Source organism: Hyphomicrobium sp. MC8b (genome assembly GCF_905067615.1).
In the GTDB taxonomy this organism is placed as follows: domain Bacteria; phylum Pseudomonadota; class Alphaproteobacteria; order Rhizobiales; family Hyphomicrobiaceae; genus Hyphomicrobium_B.
Genome location: NZ_LR898465.1, coordinates 3,946,312 through 3,958,913 on the forward strand (window position 1 = coordinate 3,946,312; position 12,602 = coordinate 3,958,913).

Annotated in this window: 11 protein-coding genes; 10 read left to right on the plus strand and 1 reads right to left on the minus strand. The window is 61.6% G+C overall.

Annotated elements, in window-relative coordinates:
- Positions 1 to 122 precede the first annotated feature (122 nt).
- Positions 123 to 2,312 carry a putative bifunctional diguanylate cyclase/phosphodiesterase gene (locus tag ACLB1Z_RS18890; protein ID WP_409561220.1) on the plus strand — a complete coding sequence of 730 codons (2,190 nt, stop codon included), beginning with the start codon at positions 123 to 125 and terminating at the stop codon, positions 2,310 to 2,312.
- A 12-nt stretch (positions 2,313 to 2,324) separates the two neighbouring features.
- Here the strand turns inward: ACLB1Z_RS18890 and mutY are convergent, their stop codons facing one another.
- The gene (mutY, locus tag ACLB1Z_RS18895) at positions 2,325 to 3,455 is read right to left on the minus strand and encodes an A/G-specific adenine glycosylase (RefSeq protein ID WP_409561221.1); all 1,131 of its coding nucleotides are present in this window, start codon (positions 3,453 to 3,455) and stop codon (positions 2,325 to 2,327) included.
- Positions 3,456 to 3,553: 98 nt separating this feature from the next.
- Between mutY and ACLB1Z_RS18900 the strand changes: the two genes are divergently transcribed.
- From ACLB1Z_RS18900 to ACLB1Z_RS18940, 9 genes are all read left to right on the plus strand, one after another.
- Positions 3,554 to 4,096: a DUF721 domain-containing protein gene (locus tag ACLB1Z_RS18900; protein WP_409561222.1), complete on the plus strand. Its 543-nt coding sequence runs from the start codon at positions 3,554 to 3,556 to the stop codon at positions 4,094 to 4,096.
- A 145-nt stretch (positions 4,097 to 4,241) separates the two neighbouring features.
- Entirely contained in the window at positions 4,242 to 4,913 is a 672-nt protein-coding gene (locus ACLB1Z_RS18905; protein ID WP_409561223.1) for a DsbA family protein, read from the plus strand.
- A 12-nt stretch (positions 4,914 to 4,925) separates the two neighbouring features.
- Positions 4,926 to 5,738, plus strand: coding sequence for a DsbA family protein (locus tag ACLB1Z_RS18910; protein WP_409561224.1), 813 nt, complete (start codon positions 4,926 to 4,928; stop codon positions 5,736 to 5,738).
- A gap of 62 nt (positions 5,739 to 5,800) precedes the next feature.
- Positions 5,801 to 9,262: a chromosome segregation protein SMC gene (gene smc / locus ACLB1Z_RS18915; protein WP_409561225.1), complete on the plus strand. Its 3,462-nt coding sequence runs from the start codon at positions 5,801 to 5,803 to the stop codon at positions 9,260 to 9,262.
- A 683-nt stretch (positions 9,263 to 9,945) separates the two neighbouring features.
- On the plus strand, positions 9,946 to 10,353 hold the full coding sequence (locus ACLB1Z_RS18920; RefSeq protein ID WP_013949761.1) for an AtpZ/AtpI family protein: 408 nt from the start codon (positions 9,946 to 9,948) through the stop codon (positions 10,351 to 10,353).
- Between the two features lie 20 nt (positions 10,354 to 10,373).
- Positions 10,374 to 11,123, plus strand: a complete 750-nt coding sequence (locus tag ACLB1Z_RS18925; protein ID WP_013949762.1) for a F0F1 ATP synthase subunit A — start codon at positions 10,374 to 10,376, stop codon at positions 11,121 to 11,123.
- A gap of 92 nt (positions 11,124 to 11,215) precedes the next feature.
- Positions 11,216 to 11,440: a F0F1 ATP synthase subunit C gene (locus ACLB1Z_RS18930; RefSeq protein ID WP_013949763.1), complete on the plus strand. Its 225-nt coding sequence runs from the start codon at positions 11,216 to 11,218 to the stop codon at positions 11,438 to 11,440.
- 47 nt (positions 11,441 to 11,487) lie between these two features.
- Positions 11,488 to 12,045 (plus strand): F0F1 ATP synthase subunit B', encoded by a 558-nt coding sequence (locus tag ACLB1Z_RS18935; RefSeq protein ID WP_409561226.1) that lies wholly within the window; start codon positions 11,488 to 11,490, stop codon positions 12,043 to 12,045.
- A 12-nt stretch (positions 12,046 to 12,057) separates the two neighbouring features.
- Positions 12,058 to 12,549: a F0F1 ATP synthase subunit B gene (locus ACLB1Z_RS18940; protein WP_409561227.1), complete on the plus strand. Its 492-nt coding sequence runs from the start codon at positions 12,058 to 12,060 to the stop codon at positions 12,547 to 12,549.
- The last annotated feature ends 53 nt before the right edge of the window (positions 12,550 to 12,602 follow it).

Consider the following 12,602-nt stretch of genomic DNA (forward strand, 5'->3'; position numbering starts at 1 on the left):
AGCGCACATACAGTCTGACCAGATAACGAGCAGCGCCGCGTTTTTCTCTACTGAACGCGGTGAAGCTCCATTAACGGGCCGCGCAAATACTCCTCCGCAACATTTTTAGCGTGGGGGTACCAATGGCTCACGATCTTCTTCGTAAGTCTCCGATTTCTATGGCGCCGGATGTTTCGACAAGCTCGGGACGCCTCAGGACACGGCGCCGACTGACCGCGATGCCGAAGCGTCGGAAGCGCGACGCCGACGATGTGATGCAGCGGCTCGAACGTGCCGAAGCCACCAACCGACAGCTCCGCGAAGCCATCGACATGCTGCCGCAAGGCGTTGTGGTTCTCGACAGCGACGGCCGATACGTTCTGTGGAATCAGCAATATGCGGACATCTACAAAAAGAGCGCGGACCTGTTTGAAATCGGCGTTCGTCTCGAAGACACGCTGAGGATCGGCGTCGCGCGGGGCGATTATCCGGAAGCACGGGGCCGCGAAGAGCAGTGGATCGCCGAACGCGTCCGACGGCTGTTTCAGCCAAAGGATCGGCACGAACAGTGGATCTCCGACGGGCGCTGCATTCTCATCGACGAACGACTGACGACTGATGGCGGCGTCGTCGGCCTACGCGTCGACATCAGCGAACTCAAGGAGCGGGAAGCATCATTCCGGATGCTTTTTGAAGCCAATCCCGTGCCGATGTTCGTTGCGCGCCGGGAAGACAAAGTCATTCTCAGCGCCAACAGAGCAGCGCTACGACACTATGGGTTTGCGTTGGAGGATCTCCACACCAAAACCCTGTTCGACCTTCATCATCCCGACGATCATCAGAATCTAGATAGCCTTTACGACGGCAGGGCCGAGCAGTTTGCAGGCCAAACCTGGCGTCATCTCAAAGCCGACAAGACGTCGATCGACGTTGCCATCTATTCAAGCTCGATCACGCAAGGGCAGACGCCTGCGATCCTGTTCGCGGCAATCGACATTACGGAGCGTAAAGCGGCGGAAGCGAAGGTTGCTTATCTTGCGCACCATGATGCGCTGACCGGCCTCGCCAATCGCGTATTCCTGCGCAAGCGCCTCAACGACATGCTGATGTCCAGGAAGCGCTCGGGCACCGGCGTCGCCGTGCTTTGCATCGACTTGGACAATTTCAAAATCATCAACGACTCGATGGGGCATGCCGCCGGCGACTCGCTGCTGCAGCAGTTGAGCGAACGCATTCAAGGCACGCTGCGCAAAGACGACATGGCGGCGCGATTGGGCGGCGATGAGTTTGCCGTCGTGCTCGCCAACGCCAACCATGCCGTCGAGGTCAGCTCGGTTGCACAGCGGATCATTGATGTTCTGCGCGAGCCTTTCAGAGTCGACGATCACACGATCAACGTCACGGCGAGCGTCGGTATCGCGCTCTGTCCGAGCGATGGCGAGGAGGCCGAGGTCCTGTTGAAGAATGCCGACCTTGCGCTCTATCAGGCGAAGGAAGACGGCAAAGGCTGCTACCGCTATTTCGAAGCGGAGATGAACGTTCGCGTTCAGGCGCGGCGCAAGATCGAAGCCGACCTGCACCAGGCCTTCCTCAATGGCGGCCTCGAAATTCATTATCAGCCGCTCGTTTCTCTAAGTTCGCGCGAAGTGTCCGGCTTTGAGGCCTTGCTGCGCTGGCCGCACCCCGAACGCGGCTATATCCCGCCGTCGGAATTCATTCCGATTGCAGAAGAATGTGGGCTTATCGGCTCCATCACCGATTTCGTGCTGCAGCGTGCCTGCCACGATGCGGCCCGGTGGCCGAAGAAGGCACGGCTCGCGGTGAACATGTCGCCCCAGCGCTTCCGCATCGGGAACGTCTTCAATGCGGTGTCGGATGCGCTGCGCTCATCGGGTCTCGAACCGGGCCGGCTGGAACTCGAAATCACCGAGGCGCTGCTGCTTGAAAATTCCGAAAGCGTGCTGACGATCCTGCATGCCATCAGAGGTCTCGGCGTCCGCATCTCGATGGACGACTTCGGCACCGGCTACTCGTCGCTCAGCTATCTGCGGATGTTCCCGTTCGACAAAATCAAGATCGACGGATCGTTCGTTCGCGGCATCGGGTTCGGCAATGAATCGCAGGCGATCATTCGCGCCATCATGGGTCTGGGATCAAGCCTCGGCATGACGATCACGGCCGAAGGCATCGAAACCGAATCCGAGCAGGAATTCCTCCGCGCCGTCGGATGCGACGAAGGCCAGGGCTTCCTCTACAGCAAGGCGCGGCCGGTGACAGAAGTACCCGAGATCTTGGACACCCTCAACCAGCAAAGCCAGTTCCGCCTGATATAGGCGGCTGGCGCTTCAGTTGTCGGCAAGGCCGTGCGCGATGATTTTTTTCATCACGCTCGGCAGCGCTTGACCGTGAAGATCGCGACGATGGACCCAGCGGCAGCGCTCCGGCTCAGCCCAGAGCGTGAAGCCGGCGTCGACCGACACGAGCGCGCGGTAGACGACGAGTTCCAGACGAAAGTGGGTGAAGACGTGCACGACTGTACCCGGCACCGGCATCCATGACGCCGAAACGGGCGCCGAACGCATCGCTTGCGTCTTGGTCGGCAGCGCGTCTCCCCACGCGGTCGAGGGCACTTCGAGCATGCCGCCGAGCAGGCCCGCCTCGGGACGCTGGCGCAGCAGCACTGCGCCGTCCTCCCGCTGCACAAGAAACGCGATGCCGTAGCGTGAGGGGCGCGCCGTTTTCGCGGCTTTCAGCGGCAGCAGCTCGGCGAGGTTCTGAGCGCTCGCGGCGCAATCCTGCTGCACCGGGCAGACGAGGCACGAAGGTTTTTTCGGCGTGCAGATTTCAGCACCCAAATCCATCATCGCCTGGGCGAAGTCTCCTGCCCGGCGCTGCGGCGTAAGCGTTGCAGCGAGCCTGCGGATCTCGGGCTTGCCAGCGGGCAACGGCTGTCTTACGGCGAACAGGCGCGACACCACCCGCTCGACGTTGCCGTCAACCGGCGTCGCTTTTTCGCCGAATGCGATCGCCGATATGGCCGCGGCGGTATAGGGGCCAATGCCGGGGAGCTTCAGAAGCTCGATCTCAGCGCGGGGAAACGCGCCGTCGTAATCGCGTACCACCACGTCGGCGCAGGCTTTCAAGTTGCGAGCGCGGGAATAGTAGCCAAGGCCCGCCCATTGCTGCAGGACTTCTTCGAGCGGGGCAGCCGCTAGGGCGGTGACGGTCGGCCAGCGGGCGACGAATTTCTGGAAATACGGGACGACCGCCTTCACCGTCGTCTGCTGCAGCATGATTTCCGATAGCCAGACGCGATAAGGGTCGGCGGCCTTGCGGGGGCCGTAGCGCCACGGCAGGTCGCGCCTCTCGGCCGCGTACCAGTCAAGAAGAGCCTTGACCGTCAACGGACCGGCGGGCCGCAGCGGAAGCTGCTGCTGCTTTCGTCGCTCGGCGATATTTTCCTGGACCGCGCCCATGCGCTTGGCGTCTCCGGTTGCGCGGGAAGCTCGAATCGCATCGACAATGGTATCTGTCCTATACGTCACCACAAGACCGCCAGGCGGGGGAAACGCCGTTGTCAGACTATGAACCCACAGCCCAGATGAAGGCGCTGCCGGCGGATACGCGCCCGGCCAAAGGTGTGTTCGCGAAAGCGGTGGGCGCGTTCGTGCCCAAGGTGACATCGGCCGTATTCCAGAAATTCGGCTTCCACAGCGCCGAGATCATGTCGTCGTGGGAGACGATCGTCGGGAAGGACCTTGCCCGGCTGACACGACCGGACTCGATCAAATGGCCGCGGGGCGGCAAAGCGCCGGTGGATGCCGACGACGAGGGCCGCAGCTCTGGCGCGACGCTGATTGTCGCGACGGACCCGGCGTTTGCACTGGATGTTTCCTACCGGCATGGGGAAATCATCGACCGGATCAATCGGTATTTCGGTTATCGCGCCATTGCCCAGATCAAGATCCGGCAGGTCCCGCGGATGGAAGAGCCGATTGCGGCCAAGGACTTAATCGCTCAAAGCGAACGAAAAGAACCCGTGCTCCCGGCGTCGGGGGATTTCGACACGGCGTTGCAGACGCTCGGCAGAAGTGTCGCGGCGGCGAGCGCGCGCTGAGACGGCCAGTTTCCCATAGTGTTGATCGCTCCGTTCGGTTGCTATTCACCCGGGATTGGGCTTATTCGGGCGCCGGAACGGTTTCTGGCGGACGTTCTTTTACCGCCATTCTGTTGCGAGATGCATTCCCAGAGGAGTTGGGACCTTGAACACGTTCAAAAAAATCATTCCAGGCCTGCTCGCTTTGGCGGCCGTCGTCGGCGTTGCGTTTACGAGCGCCGAGCCGAGCTTCGCGCAGCGCAAAGACGGCCCGGCAGAAGTTCCGGTCGCCGAACTGATGAAGGCCCCGGACGGGCTCGACGAATTGTCCCTCGGCTCGGCGGATGCCAAAGTCACGGTCGTCGAATACGCGTCGATGACGTGCCCACACTGCGCGCACTTCACCAACGAAGTCTTCGAGCCTTTCAAGAAGAAGTACATCGATACGGGTAAGGTCCGGTACATCTTCCGTGATTTCCCGCTCGATAATCTCGCCGCCGCCGTTTCGATGCTGGCGCGCTGCGCAGGCAAAGACAAAGCCCTGCCGATGATCGAGACGTTCTATGAAAAACAGTCGGATTGGGCGTTCACCGGAGGCAGCCCGGTGCCGAAGCTGTTCGACATTGCCAAGCAGGCCGGCTTCACACAGGAGAGCTTCGATAAGTGTCTGACAGATCAGAAACTTCTTGACGCGATCACGGCCGAGCGGTCGCGCGCCAGCGAGACGTTCGGCGTCAATGCCACACCGACCTTCTTTATCAACGGCAAGAAGCTGCAAGAAGCGCCAACGATGGAAGCATTTGATAAGGTGCTCGAACCGCTGCTGGCGGGGAAGTAACCGGGAAATCAAATGTCTGTCGCTCGACCGCTCAAACTTGCTGCCGCCCTGCTGTTGACCGGCTGGCTCGCAGGGTGCGGTTCGACACTGCCGTCGCTGTCACCGGCGACGGCAAGCATCTCGTCCGATAGCAGCGGCCTCGGTGCTTATCCATCGACAAGCTCGGATACGCCGGATGACGGCATGCCGACGCCGTTTAGCGATCCGACGGCCACGGCTTCGACCACCGGGCGACAGGTTATCCAGAACCCGACGATTGCCGACATCATGGCACCGAGCCCGCTCCCGGAAATGAGCTGGGGGCGGCCGGATGCGCCGGTCACGATCGTGCAATACGCCTCGCTGACGTGCCCGCACTGCCGGAACTTCCATTTGACGGTATATCCGGAGCTCAAGCGGCGGTTCATCGATACAGGCCGCGTGCGGTATATTCTGCGGGAATTCCCGATCGGCAAAAGCTCCGGCAACGCTACCATTGCCCTGCGTTGCGCGCCACCTGACAAGTATCTGGAACTCTACGGGAAATTTCTTGAGCAGCAGCCTTCCTGGGTAAGCCTAGAGGTGCGGCTCGATGCCATCTACGCGGTCGCTAAACAAGTGGGGATGACTCGCCCGCAGTTTGACGCTTGTCTGCAGAATCAAGACATGATCGCCAAGTTGAAGTGGGTTAAGGATCGTGGGCGCAAGCTCGGCATCATCGGAACGCCGAATTTTTTCATCGGCACCAAGCTCATCAAGAAAGAGCTGACGATTGCCGAAATCGCCGATTACGTCGAACAGGCGACCCGGCCGCAGAATACGCCGACGGCCTCGGCAAGTCCCTGACGGGCGCGTCGCGATGGTCCTGAGGCACGGCAATACCGGCATCGAGGACTGACGCGACCGACATGAAAATCACCCGGCTCAGGCTTCTCGGCTTCAAGTCCTTCGTGGACGCGACCGAACTCGTGATCGAGCCGGGTTTGACGGGCGTCGTCGGTCCCAACGGTTGCGGAAAGTCGAACCTTCTCGAAGCGCTTCGCTGGGTGATGGGCGAAAGCTCGCATAAGTCGATGCGTGCCGCCGCAATGGACGACGTCATTTTTTCCGGCAGCGGCGGACGGCCGGAACGGCAAAGCGCCGAAGTCACGATGTTCCTCGACAACAGCGCACGGAAGGCTCCGGCCGAGTTTAACGGCAGCGACGTCATCGAGATTACGCGGCGGATCGAGCGCGAGGCGGGTTCAGCCTATCGCATCAACGGACGCGAAGTACGGGCGCGCGACGTCAAAGTGCTGTTCGAAGACGCGGCGACTGGATCGCGCTCGCCGGCCCTCGTCCGGCAGGGGCAGATCGGCGAACTCGTCAATGCCAAGCCCGAACAGCGGCGGCGCATTCTGGAAGATGCGGCAGGCATCGCGGGTCTGCACACGCGCCGCCATGAGGCGGAGCTGAAGCTCAAGGCGGCCGAAGCCAACATCGAGCGGGTCAGCGACGTTGCGGGACAACTGCAATCGCAGACGGAATCGCTGAAGCGGCAGGCGCGGCAAGCGCGTCGCTATAAAGAGCTTTCAACCGAGATCCGACAGCAGGAAGCGCTGGCGCTGCATCTGACGTGGGAAGACGCACAGCACAGCGTTGAAGCCGAAGAGACGCAACTTGCCGACGCCATGATGCGGCTCGGTGCGGCGACGGAAGCCGAAGCGAAGTCCCTCAACGATGAACTTCGTTTCGGCGAAGCGTTGCCGGCGCTCAGGGAAGCAGAAGCCGTGAAAGGCGCGGCGTTGGCGCGTTTCAAAATCGAGCAGGAAAATCTCGAACGCGAAGCAACTCGGGCCACCGAGCGGGCTCGAGAACTCGAAGCGCGGGCAAAACAGCTCGACACGGATTTGACGCGCGAAACAGGCTTCATTCACGAAGCCAAGGAAACGCTCGTCCATCTCGAAGCCGACCTCAAAGCAATCCAGGACGCCGACAGCAAGGCGATCGACGAAGAGACGGCGGAGAAAGCCCGCTTCGCGGCAGCCGAAGCCCGGCAGACCGCAGCAGATGCACATTTCGCCGACATCACGCATCGTGCGGCGGAAGCCCGTGCCAAGCTCAGGAGCCTCGAAGCGGCCCTTGGCGAGCGCAAAGACGTCGTCGCCAAAATCATGCGGCAGATCACGGCATTCGATGCGCAGATCGCCGATCTTACCGCGAAGGCGCCGGACGGCGAAAAAGTTGCCGACATGGCACAGCGCGGACAGGCGCTGGCGCAAGAGATCAGCAAGATCGAGGCCGATGCGCTCACCGCCGAGGAGACCGTCAAGACTTCACAGGTCGAAGCGAAAGCGCGCCGCGACGAAGCTCAACGTGTGCGTCTCGCGGCCAATGCTTTTTCAACGGAACGCGAGACGATTGCCAAGCTGCTCGCGCGCGGAGACGAAGACGTTTATCCGCCAGCCGTCGATTTCATTCGCGTATCGCCCGGATATGAAGCCGCGCTCGGTGCCGCACTCGGTGACGATCTCGAAGCGCCAATCGATCCGGAAGCGGCGGTGCACTGGCGCCGTCTCGATCTGCCGGCGGAAGATCATGCACTTCCCGCCGACGCCGAGCCGCTCGATATGCATGTCGAAGCACCGCTGGAACTGACGCGGCGGCTGCGGCAGATCGGCGTCGTCGAGCGTGAAGACGGTGCGCGCCTGCAGCCGCATTTGAAGCCGGGCCAGCGGCTCGTCTCACCGGAGGGCGATCTATGGCGGTGGGACGGTTTTGTTGCAGCGTCGGACGGCGTGACGCCTGCCGCCCAGCGCCTCGCGCACAAGAACCGGCTGGCGGAACTCGACCGCCGTGCGCAGGCGGTGCTCAACGAAGCCAAAGACACGATTGAAGCCGAACGCGCGGCGGCGGCAGCCGCGCAGCAGGCTGAAGCGGAAGAGCGGAGGCTGCGTCAGCTTTATCGCGAAAAGCAGAACGAACTCGCTCAGGTCCGCCAGCAGCTCACGGCGCTGGAAAAACTTCAGCGCGAGAGCGAGACGAAACTCGCCGCCGTTGTCGCGCAACGAGCGCGCGCAGATGAAGAACTGACCACGGCGCAGGCGCGCCATGTCGAGATCGAAGCCCACATTGTGACGATGAACGAGGGCGAAGATCTCGAACCGCAGCTGAAGGCCGCGCAAGCCGAAGCCGAGCAGGCACGGCGCGATGTTTCAGAGTCCCGCATCCGGCTTGGCAGCCTCGATCGCGACAAGCAAATCCGTGCCGAACGCATCCGGCATTCGAATGCCGAGATAGCGCGCTGGAAGGGGCGGCAAGCGAGCGCCGAAGCGCAGGTCGAAAGCCTCAGCAGGCGCCTGAAAGAGGCTCGCGACGAGATCGCGGCTGCGGCGGACCTGCCGGAAAAGATTGCGGCCCAGCGCGAAACGTTGCTTTCGGCCTTGTCGCGGGCAGATCAAGAGCGGCGCGAAGCAGCCGACGCGCTGGCGGCGGCGGAGTCTGCCGTCAAGACTGCGACGGACGCTCTCCGGTCGGCGCAGGCTGACGTGTCAAGCGCGCGCGAAGCCAAGGCACGGATCGAGACGCGGCTTGAGAACGCTCGACACAAACGGCAAGAGGCGGCGCGCCACATTCGTGAGACGTTCGAAGTCGCGCCGGAGGATTGCTTGGCGTTGGCTGCGTTCCCCGAGGCCTCGTCCATTCCGGCGCTCATCGACGTCGAGCGGTCGCTCGCGAAGCTTAAGGCCGACCGCGAGCGGCTCGGCGGCGTCAACCTTCAGGCCGACGAGGATCTGGCCGAAGTTTCGAAACAGCTCGAAACCCTGGTGGCCGAGCGGGAAGACCTCGAACAAGGCATCGCGAAACTCCGTCAGGCGATCCAGCAGCTCAATCGCGAGGCCAAATCGCGGTTGGATGGCGCCTTCCAGACGGTCAACGGCCATTTCGAACGGCTGTTCACGCATCTTTTCGGTGGCGGCGAAGCGCGCCTCGAAATGATCGAGAGCCCAGAAGATCCACTGGAGGGTGGGCTTGAGATCATCGCCAAGCCGCCCGGCAAGAAGCCCGCGACGCTATCGCTGCTTTCGGGAGGCGAGCAGACGCTGACGGCGCTTTCGCTGATCTTTGCGGTATTCCTGACAAACCCGTCGCCGATCTGCGTGCTCGATGAGGTCGATGCCCCACTCGACGACGCCAACGTCGACCGCTTCTGCCGTCTGATGGAGCAGATGGCGGCCGAGACCGCGACACGGTTCCTAACCATCACGCACCATCCGATGACGATGGCGCGGATGAACCGGCTGTTCGGCGTGACGATGGCCGAGAAAGGCGTGTCGCAGCTCGTTTCCGTCGACCTGCAGACCGCGCAGAGCTTCCGCGAAGCCAGCTGAACAGCACACCTAATTGCGCGGCTGCTCCGAAGGCCCATGGACCGCGCGTGGTCACGCGCTCGTGCGGGAACCTGTCGCACAAGGGGGGCGTTCCGTCTCATCAAGAGAAAGGAGCCGCCCTATGCAACCACAACGAGATCCTCGCGCGCGCCGAGACACTCTTCCACCGACCGATGCGCGGCAAGCCAGCCCTCGCAAAATGAACTTTCGGGTTTTGCTCGCGTCGATGGTGCTGGCTACGGTGGTAGGCGTCGTGCTTGTCATCGGCTTCTGGCGTGCGACGCCACCGAGGGTCGATGCGTCGTCCGGCGGCAACCCTAGCCAGAACACCCAGCAGGCGGCTCCTCCGTCCGCTACGGCCCAGCCAGGGGCCGGCGGCGCGCCCGAGACTGCCCCGGCAACGACAACCCCACCTGCACAAAATCCGTCCACCCCTTAACCATTGCGCAAAAAGCCCTCAGAATAATGCGCCCTCGTCTGCGCAGGGGACTGTGCCGGACGAGGGCTTTCCCTTGCAGATCAGACTGAAAATAGTTCAGCAAAAGCCTGCGCGGTTTCGCCGTACCCCCATGGTAGAAAGCGTTATGCCCAATTCCTTGACACCCCCAGACCCCCTAACTATGGTCCGCGCCGTCGATCTCCCTGAGCGGCCGGTTTTCCGCAATATCTGGATGGTTTGAGCCATGTCAGCCGATGGCAAGGGTCAAAGTCCGGAACGCGGCGAAATCAGCCCGGAAGACCGTGATGCGTTTCGCAAGCGGTCGGCGGAACTTGGCCAGAAGCTTGACGCGCTGAAAGCGCAGAAGGCAAAGGCTGAACGATCGGCGGGCGGAGGACCTCAAGATCAATCCGCCTATGGAGCCGCCTTCAAGTTCGCGGCCGAGCTGATCGTCGGCGTCGTTTTCGGCGGCGGCGTTGGCTGGCTTCTGGACAGGCAGTTCGGCACGGCGCCCTGGCTGATGATCGTGATGGTCATAATCGGCTTTGCGGCAGGTCTTTTGAATGTTGTCCGCGCCGCTCAAGAGGCGCAGGCAAAAAACGAACCGCTACAAAAGGCGGCGCCGTCAGTCAAAAATGACGACGACGAATGAGAGAGACTAGGGGGTAGGCCTTGGCCGCTGAAGGCGCCGGACATCATGGTCCGATGGAGCAGTTCGAGATCACGAAGATCGTTGATCTCGATCTTTTCGGTCACGACATCTCGTTCACCAATTCATCGCTGATGATGGTTCTCGCGTTTGCGGTCATTGTCGGCTACCTGCTCTATGCCATGCGCGGCCGTGCGCTCGTTCCGACCCGTCTCCAGTCGACGGCGGAAGTGACGTACGAATACATCGCCGGCATGGTGAAAGAGAACATCGGCGAGGAAGGCATGAAGTTCTTCCCCTGGGTGTTCACGATCTTCATTTTCATCCTGGTTCTCAATATCTTCGGCCTCATCCCAGGCAACTTTGCCGTCACCAGCCACATCATCGTGACGTTCGCGCTGGCCGCCATGGTCTGGCTCGTGGCGACGTTCGTCGGCTTCTGGAAGCATGGCGTTGGCTATCTGAGATTGTTCGCGCCGGCCGGCGTGCCGCTCTGGCTCATGCCGATCATCATTCCGATCGAACTGACGTCTTATCTTATCCGCCCGATCAGCCACTCGGTGCGTCTCTTCGCCAACATCATGGCGGGCCACACCATGCTCGAAGTCTTTGCAGGCTTTGCGGTGCTGCTGCCCTGGTGGGGCAAGATCGCACCCACCGGCTTCATGGTGGCTTTCACGGGTCTTGAACTGCTCGTTGCATTTTTGCAGGCGTTCATCTTCACGGTTTTGACCTGCATCTACCTCAACGACGCGGTCAACATGCACCATTGAACATTTCAGGGCGAAGGCGGGCCACCCGCCGGCGCCCTGTTTTGCTTGTCAATCTGAAACCTCTAAAACCGACCACAAAGGGAGATACTCCAATGGATCCGCAAGCCGCCAAGTTTATCGGCGCCGGCCTCGCCTGCTTCGCGCTCATCGGCGCCGGCATCGGCATCGGCAACATCTTCGGCAACTACCTCTCGGGCGCGCTGCGCAACCCGTCGGCTGCTGCTTCGCAGTTCACAAACCTGCTGATCGGCTTCGCTCTCGCTGAAGCGACGGGCCTTTTCGGCCTTCTGATCGCGCTCATCATCCTCTACGGTTGAGACTGGGCCGGGACTACTGAACCAAGCCCGATCAACCGGAGGCTATGATGTTTGCCGGCACGACAATGCTGTTCGCGGTCGCCGCTGAGGCGGCCGAGGAAGCCGCCAAGTCCGGTGGCTTGCCGCAGCTAAATCCGCATACCTTCGAGACCCAGCTCTTCTGGCTCGTCGTAACGTTCCTGGCTTTGTTTTTCGTCATGTCGAAGATCGCGCTTCCGCGCGTCGGCGAAGTGATCGAAGAGCGCCGGGACCGGATCAAGCGCGATCTCGATGCTGCTGCACGCCTGAAGGACGAAACCGACAAGGCGCTCGCCGACTACGAAAAGGCGCTCGCCGACGCTCGTTCTAACGCTTCGAGCATCGCCAAGGATACGCGCGAGAAGCTCGCCGCCGAAACGGAGGCCGAGCGTCACCGCGTCGATGAGCAGATCGCAGGAAAGCTGCGCGACGCCGATTCACGCATTGCCGCAACGAAGACTAAGGCATTGTCGGCAATTGGCGATATCGCGACGGACACGACGCGTGCCGTCGTCGAGAAGCTCATCGGTCAGGATGTTCCTGCCGAGGACGTGAAGAAGGTGTTGCGTCCGGTAGCGGGCAGTTGAGGATTTAGGACCATGTTCGATCCAACTAATCCGCTTTTCTGGGTGCTTGTCGCCTTCGTGGCGTTCCTTGCTCTGCTCGTCTACTATGGCGTTCCCGGCGTCGTCGCGAAGGCGCTCGACGAGCGTGCCGACAGCATCCGCAAGGAGCTCGACGAGGCGCGTAAGCTTCGCGAAGAAGCGCAGTCGCTGCTGATGGACTATCAACGCAAGGCCCGCGAAGCCGAGGTTGAAGCTCAGTCGATCATCGAGCAGGCCAAGCGCGAGGCGGAAGCGCTCGCAAGCGAATCTCGCAAGGCCCTCACTGAGAGCCTGGAGCGGCGCTCGAAAATCGCTGAAGACAAGATTGCACGCGCCGAAGCACAAGCCCTGGGCGAAGTTCGCTCCGTCGCCGTGGAAACGGCGCTCGCAGCGGCGCACGAAATCCTGAAGACGCGCGCAGCAGGCGCGACCGGCGACTCGCTGGTTTCGCAATCGATTGGCGATCTCAGCGGCAAGCTCAACTGAGCGAATCGCAGACGGCCAGAAAATTTAAAAGCCGGGCTTTATGCTCGGCTTTT

What these genes read in the sequence shown, in the direction of transcription:
- ACLB1Z_RS18890 (WP_409561220.1), top strand. Translation starts at nt 123, where the DNA reads ATGGCTCACGATCTTCTTCGTAAGTCTCCGATTTCTATGGCGCCGGAT.
- mutY (WP_409561221.1), bottom strand. Translation starts at nt 3,455, where the DNA reads ATGGGCGCGGTCCAGGAAAATATCGCCGAGCGACGAAAGCAGCAGCAG.
- ACLB1Z_RS18910 (WP_409561224.1), top strand. Translation starts at nt 4,926, where the DNA reads ATGTCTGTCGCTCGACCGCTCAAACTTGCTGCCGCCCTGCTGTTGACC.
- smc (WP_409561225.1), top strand. Translation starts at nt 5,801, where the DNA reads ATGAAAATCACCCGGCTCAGGCTTCTCGGCTTCAAGTCCTTCGTGGAC.
- ACLB1Z_RS18920 (WP_013949761.1), top strand. Translation starts at nt 9,946, where the DNA reads ATGTCAGCCGATGGCAAGGGTCAAAGTCCGGAACGCGGCGAAATCAGC.
- ACLB1Z_RS18930 (WP_013949763.1), top strand. Translation starts at nt 11,216, where the DNA reads ATGGATCCGCAAGCCGCCAAGTTTATCGGCGCCGGCCTCGCCTGCTTC.
- ACLB1Z_RS18935 (WP_409561226.1), top strand. Translation starts at nt 11,488, where the DNA reads ATGTTTGCCGGCACGACAATGCTGTTCGCGGTCGCCGCTGAGGCGGCC.
- ACLB1Z_RS18940 (WP_409561227.1), top strand. Translation starts at nt 12,058, where the DNA reads ATGTTCGATCCAACTAATCCGCTTTTCTGGGTGCTTGTCGCCTTCGTG.